The organism is Allohahella sp. A8 (assembly GCF_047946665.1).
Lineage (GTDB): Bacteria > Pseudomonadota > Gammaproteobacteria > Pseudomonadales > Oleiphilaceae > Allohahella.
The window spans coordinates 4,556,185-4,574,571 of record NZ_CP172312.1; the positions used below are offsets into that span (position 1 = coordinate 4,556,185).

Sequence of the window (18,387 nt, forward strand, 5' to 3'; positions counted from 1 at the left end):
GATTGTCGAGTGCTGCGCAAAGCTGTCTGATGCATCACGCATAGATTTTTACAATTTTCCGTAGTCCATTGAACAGCGCGTCTACTTCTTCAACAGTGTTATAAAAGGCGAAGGACGCTCTGGCAGTGCCTGTCATGCCGAAATGATTCATCAAGGGCTGTGTGCAGTGATGGCCGCTGCGGATGGCGATGCCCTGCTGGTCGAGCAGTGTACCGATATCGTTGGAGTGAATACCTTCAACGTTGAACGACAACACGCTGACTTTGGTTGGCGCAGTACCCACGAGCTGAAGGCCGGGGATATCGCGCGAGGCCTCTGTCGCCCTGGCAAGCAAGGCCTGCTCGTGGGCTTCAGCGGCTTTACGATCCATAAGCCCGAGATAATCCAGCGCCGCAGTCAGACCAACCGCCTGAGCGATGGCAGGTGTGCCAGCTTCGAATTTGAAGGGCAGCTGATTGAAGGTGGTGCCATCAAAGGACACGCGCTCAATCATCTCGCCACCAGTTTGCCAGGGCGGCATGGCCTCCAGCAAAAATTGCTTGCCGTAGAGTGCGCCAATGCCAGTAGGTCCGAAAACCTTGTGCGAAGAGAACACGTAAAAGTCGCAGTCGAGCGCCTGTACATCGACCGACAGGTGCGGCGTGGCCTGGGCACCGTCGACGAGCACCTTTGCATCAACTTTGCGGGCCAGTCGAATCATCTCCGCAACAGGATTGATGGTGCCGAGCGCATTGCTGACATGGCTCACGGCCACCAACCTGACCTCGTCCGTCAATTTGCTGCGATAGTCATCCAGATCGATTTCGCCCTCTGGTGTAACCAGAACAGGCTGGACTTCTGCGCCGGTCTGCAAGGCGACCTGCTGCCAGGGCACGATGTTGGCGTGATGTTCCAGCATCGACACCAGTATCACGTCGCCGGTCTTCAGGTTTTCTCTGCCCCAGCTCTGCGCGACCAGGTTGATGCCTTCTGTGGTGCCCTTGACCCAGATGATCTCCTGAGTGCTCTTCGCGTTCAGGAATTGCCTGACCCGCTCGCGAGCGCCTTCGAAAGCAATCGTCGCCCGGTCCGCCAGCGCATGAGCCGCCCGATGCACGTTCGAATTGAACTGCTCGTAATACAGCTGCTCCGCTCTGATAACAGATGACGGCTTCTGCGAAGTGGCCGCATTATCGAGGTAGACCAGCGGCTTGTTACGAATCTGCTGCGCGAGAATCGGAAAATCTGCCCGGATCTTGTCGACATCAAAAGCCTGTAGCGTCACACCGTCTCCTGGAAGCGCTGCAATAGAGCCATGGCAAAATCCTGCTGCGCCGTCGCCGGCATCAGCTGAATCGTTTCCACGATGAAAGCCTCACTCAGCAGCGATCGAGCGCTTTGTTCATCGATGCCGCGTGATTTACAGTAGAACACTGCATTGGCGTCGAGCTGACCAATGGTCGCACCGTGCGCACATTTAACGTCATCAGCGTATATTTCCAGCTCGGGCTTGGTATTGACCTCGGCCTGCGGACTCATCAGCAGATTGCGGTTGTTCATTTCTGCACGAGTCTTCTGGGCGTCGCGATGGATATGGATGCGACCGTTGAAAACCGCCTTGCCTTTGTCGCTGACAATGGTACGAACCTGTTCATCGCTTTCGCAGTGCGGCGCCATGTGTTCGAGGGCTGTGTGATAGTCACAGCGACTGCTGCCATTGAGCAGCATGTGTGCGTTCAGTGCAGCATAGGCGCCAGGTGCAGTCAGCTCTACCGTGAGATCGTTCCGCGAAAGTGCACTGCCGGTATTTCCACCATTGAAGGCATAATTGGCGTGATCACCGAGTTTGACGAAGGCGGCCGAGTAGAGGCAGTCCGTGACTGCAGCCGCTGTGAACTGATAATGCTGCAGTACACTGTTGGCTTCGAGGCTTGCCTCGAGTACAGAGGTCGCAAACACCGGGGCAGACCCTGAATCAAGCCGCACCTCGGTCAACTCGGCCTGGGCATCACGCGCGAGGTTGACCAGCACGCGGCTGTGCAACCTCGACGACAATGCTTCCTGATCGCCGCCTTTGTCGCCGTTAAGCAACAGAATTCTTGGTTTGACCACGCTGCTGCCAGTGGAGGCTGCTATCTGAATTTCGAGACAGCTACTGAGAAGTGCCGCATTTGCAGATACGAAAGGGAAATAACCTTCCGGCACGCGATCGCCAAATTGTGCGAGTAGCCCGGGGGCCTCGCTCTGTGACTCGAGAGCCTGACCAGAAGTCTGGTTCAGCCGAAATGAAAGCAGTTGAGCGGCTTCATTGTCTCTACTTTCGAGGCTTGCGCTGCCAGTATCCGAGAGACGCACCACCAGGTCCGCTTGATCGATCAGCGTCTGAAGTGCTTCAGCTTGTGGTGCGGTTTGCGCTTCACGGCTACCAGTTTTGGGTTCAGCATTCGTCGTTGTAGCATTGATTGCCGCAATCAGCGGCTGCACGCTGGTATAGCGCCAGGATTCAGTCTTGCGCGTGGGAAAGGGCGTGGTCTTCAGCGCCTGCACAGCATCCGTCTGAATCTGTCTGAAACGTTCTCCCACAGAAGACCAGTCCTGCCCAGCGCTGCGAGAGATGGCCTCCTCGACCAGCCAGTCACGAAGATCATCCGGCAAGCTGAGTGGCTGAGCCTGTCCGTCCGCGCTGCCGGTAACGAGTTCGGTCTGTGATGTCTGCGTGAGTTCGGCGCTCATATCGTTGCAGTCACCTCATCGTCGATGTTCAGCCAGCCGTAGCCTTTCTCTTCCAGTTCCAGCGCGAGATCCTTGCCGCCTGACTTGACGATACGGCCGTTGGCGAGCACGTGCACGTAGTCTGGCACGATGTACTTCAGCAGGCGTTGATAGTGTGTCACGAGGATGACCGAGCGGTCTTCTCGCTTGAGTGTATTGACGCCAGTAGCCACAACCTGAAGGGCATCGATATCGAGACCGGAGTCGGTCTCATCCAGCAAGGCAAGCTTTGGTTCGAGCATCAGCATCTGGAAAATCTCATTACGCTTCTTCTCGCCGCCGCTGAAACCTTCGTTCACGCCACGCTTGAGAAATTCAGGATCGAGATCCACCTTGCCGATCATCTGACGGGCCTGGCGCAGGAAGCCTGCAGCATCCAGCTCGGCTTCGCCACGGTGCTTGCGAATGCTGTTGAGCGAGGTACGTAAAAACTGCAGGTTGCTCACGCCGGGAATTTCTACAGGATACTGGAAGGCCAGGAAGATGCCTTCGCGGGCACGTTCCTCGGCAGCAAGTTCCAGCAGGTCTTTACCCTGATAGGTCACGCTACCTGCGGTCACTTCATAACCTGAGCGACCGGCAAGTACGTGACTCAGGGTGCTCTTTCCTGAGCCATTCGGGCCCATGATGGCATGCACTTCACCAGGCTTGACCTGGAGCGTGAGCCCCTTGAGTATTTCCTTTCCCTCGACCTGAACATAGAGGTCGTTGACTGACAACATGGCAATATCCTGTATCAAAGCTGTGATTGATCAATTCTTCCTGCGCGACGTGGATTAACCAACCGCGCCTTCGAGACTCACTTCGAGCAATTTGCCCGCCTCAACAGCGAACTCCATCGGCAGCTCTTTGAATACTTCCTTGCAGAAGCCATTCACGATCATCGAGACTGCCCGCTCTGCATCGATGCCGCGCTGCTGGCAAAGGAAGAGCTGCTCGTCACTCACCGTCGAAGTTGTGGCCTCGTGCTCCACGACACCACTCATGTTCTTGCTTTCAATATACGGAAAGGTATGCGCGCCGCACTTGTCACCAATCAACAGCGAGTCGCACTGCGTGAAATTGCGCGCACCTTCAGCGCCAGGTCCGAATCTCACCAGGCCGCGGTAGCTGCTGTCGCTGCGACCCGCAGAGATACCCTTGGCGATGATCGTGCTTTTGGTGTTCTTGCCCAGGTGGATCATCTTGGTGCCGGTATCGGCCTGCTGGAAGTTATTGGTCAGGGCTACCGAATAGAATTCACCAGTTGAATGGTCGCCCTTGAGGATGACACTGGGATACTTCCAGGTGATGGCCGAGCCGGTTTCGACCTGTGTCCAGCTGATTTTGGCATTCTCGCCAGCGCAGACGCCGCGCTTGGTGACGAAGTTGTAGATGCCGCCTTTGCCTTCCTCGTCACCGGGGTACCAGTTCTGTACGGTGGAGTACTTGATTTGGGCATCCTTGAGAGCCACGAGTTCTACTACGGCTGCGTGCAGCTGGTTCTCGTCACGCATGGGGGCCGTGCAGCCCTCGAGGTAGCTAACGTAGCTGCCTTCGTCGGCAATGATGAGTGTGCGCTCGAACTGTCCGGTCTTCGCCGCGTTGATGCGGAAGTAGGTAGACAGTTCCATTGGGCAGCGAACGCCCTTCGGAATGTAGACAAAGGAGCCATCGCTGAATACGGCAGAGTTCAGGCCGGCGTAGAAATTGTCACGGATAGGTACCACTGATCCCAGGTACTTCTGCACCAGTTCAGGATGCTTGCGCACGGCTTCGGAAATAGGGCAGAAGATCACGCCCGCCTCGGAAAGCTTTTCCTTGAATGTAGTCGCTACCGATACGCTATCGAACACCGCGTCGACGGCGACGCCGGCCAGTGCAGCGCGTTCGTGCAGTGGAATGCCGAGCTTTTCATACGTGCGCAACAATTCAGGATCGACTTCGTCGAGACTCTTCGGGCCGTCGTTCTTCGATTTCGGCGCCGAATAATAAATGATGTCGTTGAAATCGATCTCCGGGTGCTTGACGTGCGCCCAGGTCGGCGTCTTCATTTCAAGCCAGGCACGGTACGCTTTCAGGCGCCACTCGAGCATGAATTCAGGCTCATCCTTCTTCGCCGAAATGAAGCGGATCACGTCTTCGTTCAGACCAGGCGGTAGTGAGTCACTCTCGATATCCGAAGTGAAACCTGCCTGGTATTTACGCGACATGTATTCATTAACTGAAGCGTTGCTCATTGTTGCTCCGCGCTGATCCTGAAGTATGTGTCCCCGGGGAGGGGTTGCTGAAAGCTTGACGGGTCTGGCTTGAATTCACTCATCGTCTCTATACTGCAAATATTAAGGGAGCAGGGCTTTTAAATCAATACCAATATGGTAATGTATAGCTGAATCCTGTATTTGAGGCACGACCGTGGCAGCAATGAAACACGCAGCAATCCATAGAGTGACAAGGCCTTGATGCGTCTGGCGAAACTGGCCGATTACGGGCTGGTGATAGCCGCGACACTTTCGCGTGCAGAAACCGCCCGGGCGGCGGAAGATCGGCTGACTGGTGGGTCGACGGAGAAGCTGACGGAGTTGGTCAAGCTGGAGTGGGTGGCTGAACAGACCTCGTTGACGGTCGCGACTACCCGAAAGATCATGAAACTGTTGGTGGACGGCGGTATCGTCGTATCGGAGCGGGGCATGCGCGGAGGCTATCGCCTGGCCGCACCGCCGGATCAGATCAGTCTGGCCGATGTCCTCTCGGCCGTCGAAGGCGAAGTCGCACTGACCGACTGCTGTAGCGATAGCCGGCAGTGTGAGGTCATCAGTAACTGTAATGTGCAGCGTAATTGGTCGGTGATCAATGGCACCGTCAATTCGCTGTTTTCCGCCATTTCACTCAAGGATATGTCCGGACAACTCACCCGCGAGGATGTCGTTGCCCGTGTCCAGAATGATCAAACGGCGCCGGGTCGCATCGCCATGGTGCAGCTCGCCCGCTAGTCGATCGACGCCCGACTCAGATCGACGTATTGTAAAGCGTACCGTGAATGGCGGGACCTGTGGGCTGGCCAGTAGTCGAGCCGCCCTCTGGTTCGAGGCTGATGCCGAAGGTTGCCGAGCGCAGGAGTTCCGCATCGAAGTCCTGTAACCGCTTACGGGTGGGTCTGTCTGCGGACTCAAGCAGGCCGAGGGAGTGCACGCCGGGGCCGAGCTGGTCTGACTTGATCCAGAGCTGATAGGTCTTGCCCGGAACCCCCTCCGCCTTCACAGGTTCAATTCTCAGCTGTCTCGTATCCAGGTCAACCGTCATGATGAAGGCAGGCTGTTGATCATCTTTCTGGAATACTGCGACATAGGGTGAGTCATCAGCCGGGCGCGGTACCAGTGGCGTGCCGAGTAGCAAGGCCATCAGCAATCCTGCGGCAATACCAAATCCACCCACTGCTGCGGCGCGCCAGCGCGCAAGTCGCCTTCTCAGATCCCCAAGCTCGTCCGGTACCCTGGCTGAGGGAAGGTCATGTCGTGTCCCAGGTGAGCCTGAGCTTTCCAGCGCCTGTTCTATACGACGCCAGAGATCTTCGCTGGGCGTGACTTCGTCCACCTCGTCCAGAAGTGGACTCAGACGAATTTCCCAATCGATGATCAACGCATCCAGCTCTGGTTCACTGGCGCGCCGCAGATTGACCCGTTGACGGGTCTCATGATCAAGCGTGCCGACAACGTATTCGGCGGCAACGCGCTCGAGGTCGTTCATGCCAGCACCTCCGCCATGCAGGACCGAATCTGTTTGAGGCTTCGGTGCAGCCACACTTTTATGGTGCCGACCGGCTGACTGAATCTTGCTGACAACGCCTCACGGGAAAAACCATCGAGGTAGGCCAGTTTCACCATCTCGGCCTGTTGGCCGCCCACGGTATCGATACAGCCTTGCAGCCGTCCGAGCGCCTGGCTCACTTCGGCCCGTCGATGCGGGGTGGAGGCGTTGGTGTCAGCGATGCTTTCGAGCTCACTATTGTCATCTGCTTCAGGTGTCCGCTTCCTCACCTCGTCGAGCGCACGATTCCGGGCAATCGTTATCATCCAGGTCATGGGCGTGGCCTTGCCCGCTTCGAAGGTCTCGGCCTTGTTCCATATCCGAAGATAGACTTCCTGGAGAATCTCCTCCGTCAGCGACTCTCGCTTCATGATTCGCAGGACCACGCCATACAACTTGCGGCTGGTAGCCTGATACAGGAGGTGAAAAGCGGCTCTGTCGGCTGCCGCAACGCGGGCCAGTAGGGCGGCCAGGGTGGTCGTGTCTGTCATCGAGGATAGCTGGGTCGGAGCTGATGTCGGTATTCCCGCAGAAGGTGAACTCATGGGCAGTGCGGTATCCGATAAAGCAGGTGGATCGGGGTTCGGGATGTACCGAACCAGGGCAGCCCGGCGATGTGAAGCGGACATTGCTGTTCGATCATAGCCTGATAATCTTGCAGGAGTCACGTCGGCATGCCGTGGTAGCGGGCTTACTGATGTTGGTATCGATCGTAGTGAACTCATCAATTGGCCCTGCGGACGATACATAGATGAGCCCAGTTACGGTGTAACAGGAGAATAGTTTCAGCCATTTTGCTCAACCAGCGTTTGCCTTACGCTGCGATGCTGGCCAAACTGAAGCGAATTCGAGCAAGGTACGGACATTCTCATCATGCAAATTACCATGTGGTCGCAGAGCCTGCCGGGCAATCGCGCCCTCCTGTTTGCGGAAATCGCTGGCCGCCTCGCCAGGGGCTCAGGTTTTCCTGCCGTCTTCGAGGAAGTGCAGGCCGTGGTGCCGAGCTGTTATCACCGCGGCCTCAAAGCGCTTGCAGCAAGTGTGAGAGCGGCGCCCGAGAAGCCTTTGCTGACGCATTTGGAGTCTTCGGACTTTTTCGTCGAGTGGGAACTCAGATTCATTCGCTTCGGCCTGGCGAGCGGACGGGTGGTCGAAGTGTTTGCCCGGATTTGTGACCATCACACCATATTGGCTACAGCCGGCCGCTCGCTATTCTTCGGCTTCTGGCTGCTCTGGCTAAGTGTGACGCTGCTGCTGCCGTTTATCCTGCTGATTCCCGGCGGCTCCGCCGCGGGCGATCATCTTATGGCGTTGGGCGTGCTTCACGCGGTGCTCCTGTTGCTCGGACTGCCGGTGTACACCTGGCTGGTTCGCTCGTGGATCCGCCCGGATGCTCGAGTTTGGCGAGCGCTCAACTTCCTGCCACTTTTTCGTCAAACGCAGGGCTCGCGCAGTCTATACCACTACCTTCTCAATCTCGGGTTGTGCATTCAGGCTGGCCTTCATCTGAAGCGGGCGCTGAGCCTTTCTGCCGATGCCGAAAGCACGGCCGTGCTGAGGGAGAAGTACAAGTTGGTGAGCGCTGATGTCACCCTGGGGCATCCGCTATCGATAGCATTCCAGCGCAGCGGTGTATTGCAGGAAACCCTGTTGATGGTTGACGCCAGTCAGTTGAAGAAGAGTAAGCTCTGGGAGCCAGGCGTGACTGATATCGTGAAGGCGTCCTATAGCGAGCTACTCAAGCGCACCAGGCCAGCTATTCTTGCGCTGGTAGCGGTGGGTGGCTTGTCGCTGGTTACGGCTGGTCACTATCTCATCTATCAGATACTGCGTTGAATTTACGGTAAAAACAGGATGAGGCTCACAGTTCTGAGGGGCGTCGGCATGACATTATGGGCGTCATAATAATAAAACCACAGGACTCCACATGCGCATCTTCAACAAACTGCCGAAGCCTTTGTTCAGAAGACAGATCAATACGCTGGACAGTGGGTCGACCACAGGCCGCACACCATCTGCCGAACCATTACCTGCTTTCCATCCACCACTACTGACCGAGATGCAGCCCATCCCGGGTAGCACGCTCAAGCGTCTGCCGGTTACTGGAAAGCGGATGCGTCGCTCACGCAACTGGCAAAGACGCCTTGGGGATGTGAACCGCCTGCCTTGGGGTTGGCTGACATTGGGTATTGGGGTGGGCAGCTGCCTGATGTTCTTTCTGATGGCGGCTTCGTAAATCGGGTCTACCCGTACAGGCAGACCCGGATCGGCCTAGTGATGATGGCCTGATTCGCCGTCGAAGCCGTGCGCATGCCCATGTGCTACTTCTTCTTCGGTCGCCGCTCGTTCACGCAGCACCTTGACCTTGAACTGGACGGTCTTGCCAGCATAGGGATGATTGGTGTCGACATCGACCATGCTGTGACCGACCTTGGTGATGGTCACAATTTTCTGGCCATCTTCCGTGCGCAGTGGAATGACATCGCCTACAGACAGCTTGCCGTATTGCTTGAAGTGCTTCTTCGACACGCGCTGCACCGAATCAGGCTGCAGTTCGCCAAAAGCTTCGTTTGGTGCCAGCGTGATTTCGATATCATCACCCGCAGCCTTGCCGTCGAGCGCCTTCTCGAGCGCCGGCATGAGATTATTGTGACCGTGCAGGTAAACCATCGGCTCGCCATCTTCAGTCTGGTCGAGCAGCTCACCTTCGCTATCAAGTATCTGGTAACTGACTTCCACGACGCTATTGTTGCTGATCAATTCGTATCTCCTGTCATTCGTAAGGTAGTGAAAAATCCAGCGGCACCGTGAGTTCGGTCTCGGCACCGAGCGGCTGCCCCACCATCTCATCGTAAGCCGAGTGATGAACGAGCCAGATATCCCGCAGTGGCAGGGTCTGGAACGCCTGTTTGACGCCCTGCAGACTCATGAAGCGCTGGACCTCGAGACCATCACGGGAATAAAACCGGCTGGCGTTCGCCGTTCTGAACTCGACCGAATAAACGAAGTAACCATGGGAATGTACATTGACCCGTACGTTCGCTGGCAGGTTGGGCAACTCTCTGTCGGTGATCAACATCGTGAGGCTCCGGGACGCTGGCGCTAGCCTGGTGGACCAGCCACCAGGCCGCTGACGTGCTGAAAGGCTGACAGGATGTGTTGGTCTGGTCAATTAAAAGTTCAGCAGGGCAGGGGCCCTCAGCCAAGGCGTCGGCGCTGAATGCCGAGGCTGAAGTCATTGACCATGTGACGACAGAAAGCGTTCAGGACCCCGAGCTGCTCTCGAGGCGGCTGGTCGCGAGCCAGCCGGCGAATCTGATGGTAGTACCATCCGGCCTGGCCCTGGTTGTTGATGGCACGTATGGCCGCCGATGAGCTGGCCGTGCCGAGAAAGCCCTTGCCAAGAACCAGCTGCTTCTCATGATCGGGCAATTGCTCAAGATGCCCAGTCAGTATGTCATTGACGAGGTCAGGCGCGACGCAAAAGGGACGTGCGAGACCAATCATCGCCGTAGTTCCGGCTTCGATTGCAGAGACCATAGTGCTGACCTTGCGAAATCCGCCGGTAATCATCAACGGCACCGTAGTGGCAGCCGCTATGGCTTCGGCATATTCAAGGAAGAAGGCCTCACGCCGGCGCGTGCTTTCGCGTTTCTCGCTGCCTTCACTGGTGTCCATGAAGACCAGGTTTTCATAGGTTCCGCCTGAAATTTCCAGCAGGTCCACGCCGTGCTGACCGAGCCAGGTAGCCACCTGCAGGCACTCTTCGAGGGTGAACCCGCCTTTCTGAAAGTCAGCCGAATTGAGCTTGACCGAGATAGGGAAGGCGGGATCGGTCTGTCGCCGTACTTCATCAACCGTTTCGAGGAGGAAGCGTGCACGATTTGCCAGGGTACCCCCCCACTCATCCTGACGTCTGTTGGTAACGGGGGACAGGAACTGTGATCCGAGATAGCCGTGTGCCGAGTGGATCTGCACACCTGTGAAACCGGCTTCCTTCACCAGCGCGGCCGAGCGACCAAAGCGATGGATGACATTCTTGATATCAGCCACCGTCATTTCGCGTGGTTTGGCGAAATTACCGAGCAGCTCGAGCTGCACGCCTGACGGGCTCATTGGCTGGCTATTGACAATGCGGGAGCACTGTCGCCCCGGATGGTTGAGCTGGACCCAGAACTGATTGCCAGCTTCTGTGCCTGCGGCTGCCCAGCGGCGGAACTGTTCGAGTTGCAGATCATTTTCCAGAACCGCATTGCCGCCGCGCTCAAGATAGCGCCCATCGACCATGATATTGCCACTGAGCAGCAACCCGGCCCCACCACGCGACCAGCGTCTATACAACTTTTCCAGCGCTTCGCCCGGCACCCCGCGGGGGCTTGCGAGCCCTTCAGTCATGGCGGCCTTACAGAAGCGATTGGATATGGTTGCGCCACAGGCAAGCGCGAGCGGCTGGGCCAGAGCCTGAGGTTCGGGTAAAGAGTTTTCTGTAGTAACCATGCAGGCTGAGCTCCATTATTACTGCTGTTGTCAGGTAGGGATGCCGGTTTAACTGACCGCGGGTCATTTTAGTATATCCCGACGTCCGATGGGTGGGTAGCTCAAATGCGCGGTTCCATCGGTCATTAACTGAAAGCTGATGTGGCAAGGTCGGAAGCGGACTATAATCTGATTCAACAGCCCTCCGGGGGAACTCACTGGCAGATGTATTACCATGGGCTCTGTATTACCGTTCTCCAATGACCCCTTTCAGCTTCCAGAAATCACCGACCTGTTACTCGATACCGTTTTTGTGGTCGACGCAGAGGGTATCTGTATTTCTGTCAGTGCCGCCTGCGAGCAGACCTTCGGGTATACCCGTAATGAGCTGATTGGTCGGCGAATCATTGAACTGACCCATCCAGACGACCGTGAAATGACAGAACGCGTGGCCGCCCAGGTCAGGCAGGGCGTTCCGCAACGTCACTTCGTGAACCGTTACATTCACAAGGAGGGCAAGACGGTGCATATCATGTGGTCGGCTCGCTGGCTGGAGCATGAACAGTTACGATTGGCGGTAGCACGCGATATCACGGATTTGAAACTTGCCGAGGCCCGGCTTGAACACCTCGCCCATCACGACCCGCTCACCGATCTGCCAAACCGCACTCTGTTTAATGAAGCTCTCGATCTAGGTATGGCACGTGCCCTGCGCACGCAGGAAAAGCTCGCGCTCCTGTATATCGACCTGGATATGTTCAAGCCTGTGAATGACCGCTGCGGCCATGAAGCCGGCGACCAGCTTCTGATAGCTATCGCGCAGCGTCTCAATGCAGAAATGCGTGGTTCGGATGTGGTCTGTCGATTGGGTGGAGACGAGTTCGCGATCTTGCTGACGGGGTTATCGGCCACAGACAATTTGGGATCGGTTTTGCCCGTCGCCAAAGCCAAAGTCGATGCTGTCTTTGCAGAACCGTTTCTGGTCGGCAATGAGCGTTGCCCGATGACGGCCAGTCTGGGCTGTGCTCTGTTTCCAGACGATAGTATCGATCGAAATTCGCTGTTTAGGATGGCTGACTCACGAATGTACGCGGCAAAGCGCAGAGCACTGCCTGCTTAGGCTAAACCAGAGGTCGACGATTCGACCGCTTGTCCTCCCAATCCAGCGCATCGACTTCATACCATCCCATTCTGCTCAGAACCGCCTGCTTGGTAGGCTCCGATAGCGTCGGCCAGAGATTGCGAAACTGGTCCAGCCCAATTTCCCGTCGATGGCTCATCTTACTGTTGAGGGCATTCTTGATCTGCGGCAGGCGCAGAGCTTCCCCCAGCTTGCCTGGGAAGATCATCGTCTGCCCCAGCACCTTTCTGGCGTGCGTCCGCTGACGAAGAATGGTATCGAGCGCAGCAGCTGCTTCCTGCGCACGCTCGACCGTAAAGTGGCTTGGATCCATAACATCAGACTATACGTCCGGATCGGATCCGTCGATCTGACTTTCTTGATCAGGCACACTCATCGTGCCAACCACCCGCTCATCGTAGACAGTCTCCAGGTGCACGTCGAACCCCCACAGACGGTGGATATGCTTGAGTACCTCTTCAGCATCCTCTGCGTGCAGCGGCACACGGTCGGTAGGTGCATGACGAAGCGTAAGCGAACGATCACCGCGAACGTTGACGTTGTAGACCTGAATATTCGGATCGCGCATGCTGAGATTATATTGGCGTGCCAACGCTTCCCGCACCCGCCGATAGCCGTTCTCGTCGTGAATGGCCTCGATGCGGTAATGCGACGCCTCGTCGTCGTCAAGAATATGAAAGAACTTGAAGTCGCGAATTACCTTGGGTGAGAGAAACTGCAGGATGAAGCTCTCATCCTTGAAGTTGCGCATTGCGAAGTGCACGGTTTGCAACCAGTCAGAGCCTGCTATATCAGGGAACCATTTGCGATCTTCTTCGGTGGGGGACTCGCAAATGCGCTTGATGTCCTGAAACATGGCATAGCCCAGCGCATACACATTTATCCCACTGTAGTAGCGACTGTCGAACTCCGGCTGAAACACCACTGACGTATGGCTCTGCAGGAACTCGAGCATATGCCCGTCGGGGATATAGCCCTTGTCATACATGCGGTTGATGAGCGTGTAGTGCCAGAAGGTGGCCCAGCCTTCGTTCATCACCTGAGTCTGGCGCTGCGGGTAGAAATATTGGGCGACCTTGCGGACGATACGAACGATCTCACGTTGCCAGGGTTCCAGTAGCGGCGCGTTCTTCTCGATGAAATAGAGCAGGTTTTCCTGCGGTTCCAGTGGGAAGCGGGTCCGTTTCTTTTGCGCGTCCTTGGCATCCTTTTGCGGGATGGTTCGCCACAGCTCATTCACCTGCTGCTGCAGGTACTGCTCACGCTCTTTCATCTTTCTTTCTTCTTCACCGGCCGAGATCGGTGAAGGGCGCTTATAGCGGTCGACGCCGTGATTCATGATGGCATGGCAGGAGTCGAGGAACTTCTCGACCTCTTCGACGCCGTGGCGCTGCTCGCACTTGGTAATGTAGTTCTTCGCGAACAGCAGGTAGTCGATAATCGCACTGGCATCGGTCCAGGTACGGAACAGGTAGTTGCCCTTGAAGAAGGAGTTGTGGCCGTAGCACGCGTGCGCGATGACCAGTGCCTGCATCAGGATGGTGTTCTCTTCCATCAGGTAGGCGATACAGGGGTCGGAATTAATGACGATCTCGTAGGCGAGGCCCATCTGGCCGCGCTTGTAAGCTTTCTCTGTCTGCAGGAACTGCTTGCCGAAAGACCAGTGGTTGTAGCCGAGCGGCATCCCCACCGATGAGTAGGCATCCATCATCTGCTCGGCGCTGATTACCTCGATCTGATTGGGGTAGGTGTCAAGACCATATTCCTCGGCACACTCTTTAATGGCGCGGTCGAACTCATCGATGAGCTCGAAGCTCCAGTCACTGCCTTCGGTAATAGGTTTGAAGCGTGTCTCTATAGGCTTGATGGCGCTCGCCTTGATCGGGTGTGCCCACGACACTGTCTGCGCTTTGCCTGTTGGATCGTTCATCGAATGCTGCATGATCTTTGTCACCCTTGACGGTCACCCGTTCTCAAGCTGCTTCTGAAACAGTTTTCGGAATACGGGGTAGATATCTGAAGCGTCGCCGATCTGCTCAATGGCGAAGCGCCCTGGGAACTGCGCAGCGATCTTCTCATACTCATACCAGAGCATCTGGTGCTCGTGCGGTGTTATCTCTATATACGAATAGTACTGAAGGCGCGGCAGAATGCTCTCTGCCAGCAGCTTGCTGCAACGGGGCGAGTCATCATTCCAGTTGTCGCCGTCGCTCGCCTGCGCCGCATAGATGTTCCAGTCCTGCGCAGGGTAGCGCTGCTCGACGATCTCAGCCATCAGCTTTAGCGCGCTGGAGACGATGGTGCCGCCGGTCTCCCTGCTGTAGAAGAACTCCTCTTCATTGACCTCTTTCGCACTGGTGTGGTGGCGAATGAAAACAACGTCGATCTTCTCGTAGTTCCGCTGAAGAAAAAGGTAGAGCAATATGAAGAATCGCTTGGCGATGTCCTTGTGGTTCTGGCTCATCGAGCCGGAAACATCCATCAGACAGAACATAACGGCTGAAGTGGCTGGCTTTGGCTGCTTCAGATGCTGGTTATAGCGGATGTCGATTTCATCGATGTACGGGATCGACTTGATGCGCTTGCGAAGCCGCGCGATTTCCGCTTCAACCTCGAGCATACGGTCCTTGAGCTTGAGTACAGGATCATCAATGGCCGGGTGTGCCTTCAGGGCCTCTAGTTCAGCCTCGAGTTCCTTGATACGGCCGCGCGTGCGCCCGCCCAGTGCAAGTCGTCTGGCATAGGCGCCACGAAGACTGCGGACGATATTGATCTTGCTCGGTGTGCCAGAGGTGGTATACCCGGCACGCACGTATTTGAATTTGGTGGTGTCCTTCAGCTGCTTCTGCACCAGGTTCGGCAGTTCGAGGTCCTCGAACATGAAATCGAGAAACTCCTCCTGTGAAATCTGGAACACGAACTCGTCGTTGCCTTCACCGGAATCACCCGCCTTGCCCTGACCCTGACCTTGTCCACCACCACCTTCCGGCCGTTCGATCAGGTCGCCCTGGGTGTATTCCTTGTTGCCGGGATGCACGACATTACGACGGCCACCGCGGCCACTGCGGAACAGCGGCTCACTGATGTCCTTGGTTGGTATGGATATACGCTCGCCCCGATCGATATCGGTGATGGAGCGCTTATTGACAGCCTCGGTAACCGCCTTCCGAATATGACTCTTGTAGCGGCGAAGAAAGCGCTGTCGGTTGACAGCACTCTTGTTCTTGCCGTTGAGCCGCCTGTCGACGACATGGGTTCCATTCATTCAGCCACCACTGGAAAGACCGCAGGGATTGCATCGCCAGGTAAGGCAAAGGCATGAGCATCATTCAAACCAAGTCGCATTACTGGGATTTGCGCACCCTCAGATACCATTCGCACAGCAGTCGCACCTGCTTCTCGGTATAACCTCGTTCTATCAGTCGCTTGACGAAATCCTGGTGCTTGGTCTGGTCGTCCTGCGAGGCCTTGGGATTGAACGAAATAACGGGCAGCAGATCCTCGGTGTTCGAGAACATCTTCTTCTCGATAACAGATCGCAGCTTTTCATAGCTGAGCCAGGATGGATTCTTGCCCTGATTGTTCGCCCGCGCTCTCAGTACGAAGTTGACCACCTCGTTCCGGAAGTCTTTTGGATTACTGATACCTGCTGGCTTCTCGATTTTCTCCAGCTCATCGTTGATGGAGCTTCGATCGAAGTTCTCACCAGTCTCGGGATCACGGTATTCCTGATCCTGAATCCAGAAATCGGCATAGGTGACGTAGCGATCGAAAATGTTCTGGCCATACTCGGAATAGCTTTCCAGGTAGGCGGTCTGAATTTCCTTGCCAATGAACTCCACATACTGTGGCGCCAGGAACTCCTTGATGTTACGCAGGTAGCGGTCCTGAACCTCCGGCGCGTATTGTTCCTGTTCAATCTGTCGCTCGAGCACATACAGCAGGTGAACAGGGTTGGCCGCAATTTCAGTGGTGTCGAAATTGAACACGCGGCTCAATATCTTGAATGCGAAGCGTGTGGACAAACCATCCATGCCTTCATCGACACCAGCGTTGTCACGATATTCCTGAATCGACTTCGCCTTTGGATCGGTGTCCTTGATGTTTTGCCCGTCATACACCTTCATCTTGCTGAAGATGCTGGAATTTTCAGGCTCCTTGAGCCGAGACAATACAGAGAATTGCGCCAGCATGTTCAGTGTGTCGGGTGCGCAGGGCGCGCCAGCGAGTGAACTCGAACTCAACAGCTTGTCATAAATCTTTATTTCTTCTGTAACGCGCAGGCAATAAGGCACCTTCACGATGTAAATACGGTCGAGAAAGGCCTCGTTGTTCTTGTTGTTGCGGAAGGTCTGCCACTCGCTCTCGTTCGAGTGCGCCATAATGATGCCTTCGAAGGGAACAGCACCCATGCCTTCCGTGGTGTTGTAATTGCCTTCCTGCGTCGCTGTGAGCAGTGGGTGGAGCACCTTGATGGGGGCCTTGAACATCTCGACGAACTCGAGCATGCCCTGGTTGGCCTTGTTCAGACCACCAGAGAAGCTGTAGGCATCAGGATCATCCTGTGCATACTCCTCGAGCATCCTGATATTGACCTTGCCGACGAGCGCGCTGATATCCTGGTTGTTCTCGTCACCAGGTTCAGTCTTGGCAAGTGCGATCTGGTTGAGCAGGCTGGGGTAGAGTTTGACTACCCTGAACTTGCTGATATCGCCGTTGTATTCATGCAGCCGCTTAACGGCCCAGGGCGACATGATGTAGTTCAGGTAGCGCTTCGGAATGCCGTATTCGTCTTGCAGAATCTGGCCGTCTTCGAGCGGGTCAAACAGGCCGAGCGGGCTCTCCTGAATGGGTGAACCCTTGATGGCGTAGAAAGGCTGTTTCTGGAATAGCGACTTCAGTTTCTCGGCGAGTGAGGACTTACCGCCACCAACTGGACCAAGGAGGTAGAGAATCTGTTTCTTTTCCTCGAGGCCCTGGGCCGCATGCTTGAAGAAGGACACGATCTGGTCAACGGCCTCTTCCATGCCGTGGAACTCTTCGAATTCCGGATAACGCTTGATGATTTTGTTACTGAAGATTCTGCTGAGACGGGAATCTTTCGCTGTATCGACGAACTTGGGTTCACCGATTGCCATAAGCATGCGTTCAGAAGCAGATGCGTAGGCTGATGGGTCCTTCTTGCAGATTTCGAGGTACTCCTCCAGGGAGTATTCCTCTTCCTGCCGCGCTTCGAACCGATTCGAGAAGTGAGAAAATAAACTCATCTGGCTGCTCCGGAATGACTGCTAAGTGACGATGTGCGGCATGCCATACGCGGCATGCGATGCCAACAATTCTACTTGCCTTCCTTTGCTTCTGAACTCCCCCGGGCACAAGGGTTGGTCATCAGAAAAACCGTCTTGACGACCATGCTTTCAGAGCTCAGAAAGCATTGCGTTCACTTAGAATATAGTCGAATTCCGGAGGCATGGATAGACGTCTTATGCTCGAAATCGCTTCATGACGATTCTGTAAGTAACACTCCGTAGTACACGGCGATGTAATGGCAGGTGCTTCCGCCGAGCACGAAAAGATGCCAGATCGAGTGCGCGTAGGGCACCCTGTCGAGGAGGTAGAAAACGATGCCAACGGTGTAGACGATGCCGCCTGCAATGATCAGGTCAAGCGCCACTGGCGGCAGGCTCATCATCAGTTGCGGCGCGACTATCAGCCCCATCCAGCCCATAACGATGTAGTTCACCAGATGCACCTTGTGGCGCTTACCTGGGCTGCGCAGCTTGAAGTAAATTCCCGAGATCGCCAGGGTCCAAAGAATGGCGAAAACCACCCAGCCAGTTGTGCTCCGCATATTAACGAGCAAAAAGGGGGTATAGGTTCCGGCTATGAGAAGATAGATGGCGCAGTGATCGAATTGGTTCAGCAGATATTTCGCCCGGGGGTGCTCGACGCCGTGGTACAGCATGGATGCCAGGTAGAGCAGGAACAGTGAGGCGCCGTAGATTGAAACGGCTACGATGGCCCAGGCATCACGCTCCTGACTTGCGAGCACGATGAGGATCGTGATAGCGGCCACGCTGACAAAGGCACCGAGCCCGTGCGTGACGGCATTGATGATTTCTTCGACTTTCGATTGCGCACGGACGCTCTTGCCGCCTGCTGGTTCAGGGCTGTTTGCTTCAGGCATGGAGGCATTCTCTCTGGTTTCTGCGCGCCCTGTTGAGCGCGACCAA

18 protein-coding genes are annotated in these 18,387 nt (G+C 55.8%); 4 read left to right on the forward strand and 14 right to left on the reverse strand.

The features are described 5' to 3' along the window. Positions 1-34: 34 nt before the first annotated feature. Genes ACH3PB_RS20355 through sufB form a run of 4 tightly spaced genes read right to left on the reverse strand, consistent with a single transcriptional unit; the run spans position 35 to position 4,970 of the window. On the reverse strand, positions 35-1,264 hold the full coding sequence (locus tag ACH3PB_RS20355; protein WP_416397318.1) for a SufS family cysteine desulfurase: 1,230 nt from the start codon (positions 1,262-1,264) through the stop codon (positions 35-37). Next, positions 1,261-2,712, reverse strand: coding sequence for a Fe-S cluster assembly protein SufD (gene sufD / locus ACH3PB_RS20360; protein WP_416397319.1), 1,452 nt, complete (start codon positions 2,710-2,712; stop codon positions 1,261-1,263). Before sufD ends, ACH3PB_RS20355 begins: the two co-directional genes overlap by 4 nt. Beyond that, positions 2,709-3,473 carry a Fe-S cluster assembly ATPase SufC gene (gene sufC / locus ACH3PB_RS20365; RefSeq protein ID WP_416397320.1) on the reverse strand — a complete coding sequence of 255 codons (765 nt, stop codon included), beginning with the start codon at positions 3,471-3,473 and terminating at the stop codon, positions 2,709-2,711. The genes sufD and sufC overlap by 4 nt, the downstream gene beginning before the upstream one ends. 54 nt (positions 3,474-3,527) lie before the next feature. After that, the gene (gene sufB, locus ACH3PB_RS20370) at positions 3,528-4,970 is read right to left on the reverse strand and encodes a Fe-S cluster assembly protein SufB (RefSeq protein WP_416397321.1); all 1,443 of its coding nucleotides are present in this window, start codon (positions 4,968-4,970) and stop codon (positions 3,528-3,530) included. A gap of 222 nt (positions 4,971-5,192) precedes the next feature. Here sufB and ACH3PB_RS20375 point away from each other — a divergent pair, with 222 nt between their 5' ends. Beyond that, complete coding sequence (locus ACH3PB_RS20375) at positions 5,193-5,723, forward strand: SUF system Fe-S cluster assembly regulator (protein ID WP_416397322.1); 531 nt, start codon at positions 5,193-5,195, stop codon at positions 5,721-5,723. A gap of 16 nt (positions 5,724-5,739) precedes the next feature. Here ACH3PB_RS20375 and ACH3PB_RS20380 read toward each other — a convergent pair whose 3' ends face one another. Together ACH3PB_RS20380 and ACH3PB_RS20385 are read right to left on the reverse strand one after the other, a co-directional pair. Further along, positions 5,740-6,477, reverse strand: coding sequence for an anti-sigma factor domain-containing protein (locus tag ACH3PB_RS20380; protein WP_416397323.1), 738 nt, complete (start codon positions 6,475-6,477; stop codon positions 5,740-5,742). Next, positions 6,474-7,028: a sigma-70 family RNA polymerase sigma factor gene (locus ACH3PB_RS20385; RefSeq protein WP_416397324.1), complete on the reverse strand. Its 555-nt coding sequence runs from the start codon at positions 7,026-7,028 to the stop codon at positions 6,474-6,476. Before ACH3PB_RS20385 ends, ACH3PB_RS20380 begins: the two co-directional genes overlap by 4 nt. 382 nt (positions 7,029-7,410) lie before the next feature. Between ACH3PB_RS20385 and ACH3PB_RS20390 the strand changes: the two genes are divergently transcribed. Together ACH3PB_RS20390 and ACH3PB_RS20395 are read left to right on the forward strand one after the other, a co-directional pair. Next, complete coding sequence (locus tag ACH3PB_RS20390) at positions 7,411-8,373, forward strand: type II secretion system F family protein (protein WP_416397325.1); 963 nt, start codon at positions 7,411-7,413, stop codon at positions 8,371-8,373. 91 nt (positions 8,374-8,464) lie between these two features. Next, the gene (locus tag ACH3PB_RS20395) at positions 8,465-8,773 is read left to right on the forward strand and encodes a hypothetical protein (RefSeq protein ID WP_416397326.1); all 309 of its coding nucleotides are present in this window, start codon (positions 8,465-8,467) and stop codon (positions 8,771-8,773) included. A 35-nt stretch (positions 8,774-8,808) separates the two neighbouring features. On the opposite strand, the gene ACH3PB_RS20400 is transcribed toward ACH3PB_RS20395, so the two are convergent. From ACH3PB_RS20400 to ACH3PB_RS20410, 3 genes are all read right to left on the reverse strand, one after another. Then, on the reverse strand, positions 8,809-9,297 hold the full coding sequence (locus ACH3PB_RS20400; RefSeq protein WP_416397327.1) for an FKBP-type peptidyl-prolyl cis-trans isomerase: 489 nt from the start codon (positions 9,295-9,297) through the stop codon (positions 8,809-8,811). 13 nt (positions 9,298-9,310) lie between these two features. Beyond that, positions 9,311-9,616 carry a DUF6482 family protein gene (locus tag ACH3PB_RS20405; RefSeq protein ID WP_416397328.1) on the reverse strand — a complete coding sequence of 102 codons (306 nt, stop codon included), beginning with the start codon at positions 9,614-9,616 and terminating at the stop codon, positions 9,311-9,313. A 119-nt stretch (positions 9,617-9,735) separates the two neighbouring features. Next, positions 9,736-11,034 (reverse strand): NADH:flavin oxidoreductase/NADH oxidase family protein, encoded by a 1,299-nt coding sequence (locus ACH3PB_RS20410; protein ID WP_416397329.1) that lies wholly within the window; start codon positions 11,032-11,034, stop codon positions 9,736-9,738. A gap of 214 nt (positions 11,035-11,248) precedes the next feature. On the opposite strand from ACH3PB_RS20410, the gene ACH3PB_RS20415 reads away from it, so the two are divergent. After that, on the forward strand, positions 11,249-12,133 hold the full coding sequence (locus ACH3PB_RS20415; RefSeq protein ID WP_416397330.1) for a diguanylate cyclase domain-containing protein: 885 nt from the start codon (positions 11,249-11,251) through the stop codon (positions 12,131-12,133). Between the two features lies 1 nt (position 12,134). Here the strand turns inward: ACH3PB_RS20415 and ACH3PB_RS20420 are convergent, their stop codons facing one another. The 5 genes from ACH3PB_RS20420 to trhA all read right to left on the reverse strand — a co-directional run bounded on the left by ACH3PB_RS20420 (position 12,135) and on the right by trhA (position 18,341). Beyond that, positions 12,135-12,467, reverse strand: a complete 333-nt coding sequence (locus ACH3PB_RS20420) for a hypothetical protein (protein ID WP_416397331.1) — start codon at positions 12,465-12,467, stop codon at positions 12,135-12,137. 9 nt (positions 12,468-12,476) lie between these two features. Further along, entirely contained in the window at positions 12,477-14,084 is a 1,608-nt protein-coding gene (locus tag ACH3PB_RS20425) for a SpoVR family protein (protein ID WP_416397332.1), read from the reverse strand. A 33-nt stretch (positions 14,085-14,117) separates the two neighbouring features. Then, positions 14,118-15,419 carry a YeaH/YhbH family protein gene (locus tag ACH3PB_RS20430; RefSeq protein WP_416397333.1) on the reverse strand — a complete coding sequence of 434 codons (1,302 nt, stop codon included), beginning with the start codon at positions 15,417-15,419 and terminating at the stop codon, positions 14,118-14,120. Between the two features lie 79 nt (positions 15,420-15,498). Then, positions 15,499-17,421, reverse strand: coding sequence for a PrkA family serine protein kinase (locus ACH3PB_RS20435; protein ID WP_416397334.1), 1,923 nt, complete (start codon positions 17,419-17,421; stop codon positions 15,499-15,501). A gap of 233 nt (positions 17,422-17,654) precedes the next feature. Next, entirely contained in the window at positions 17,655-18,341 is a 687-nt protein-coding gene (trhA, locus tag ACH3PB_RS20440; protein ID WP_416397335.1) for a PAQR family membrane homeostasis protein TrhA, read from the reverse strand. Positions 18,342-18,387 lie beyond the last annotated feature (46 nt).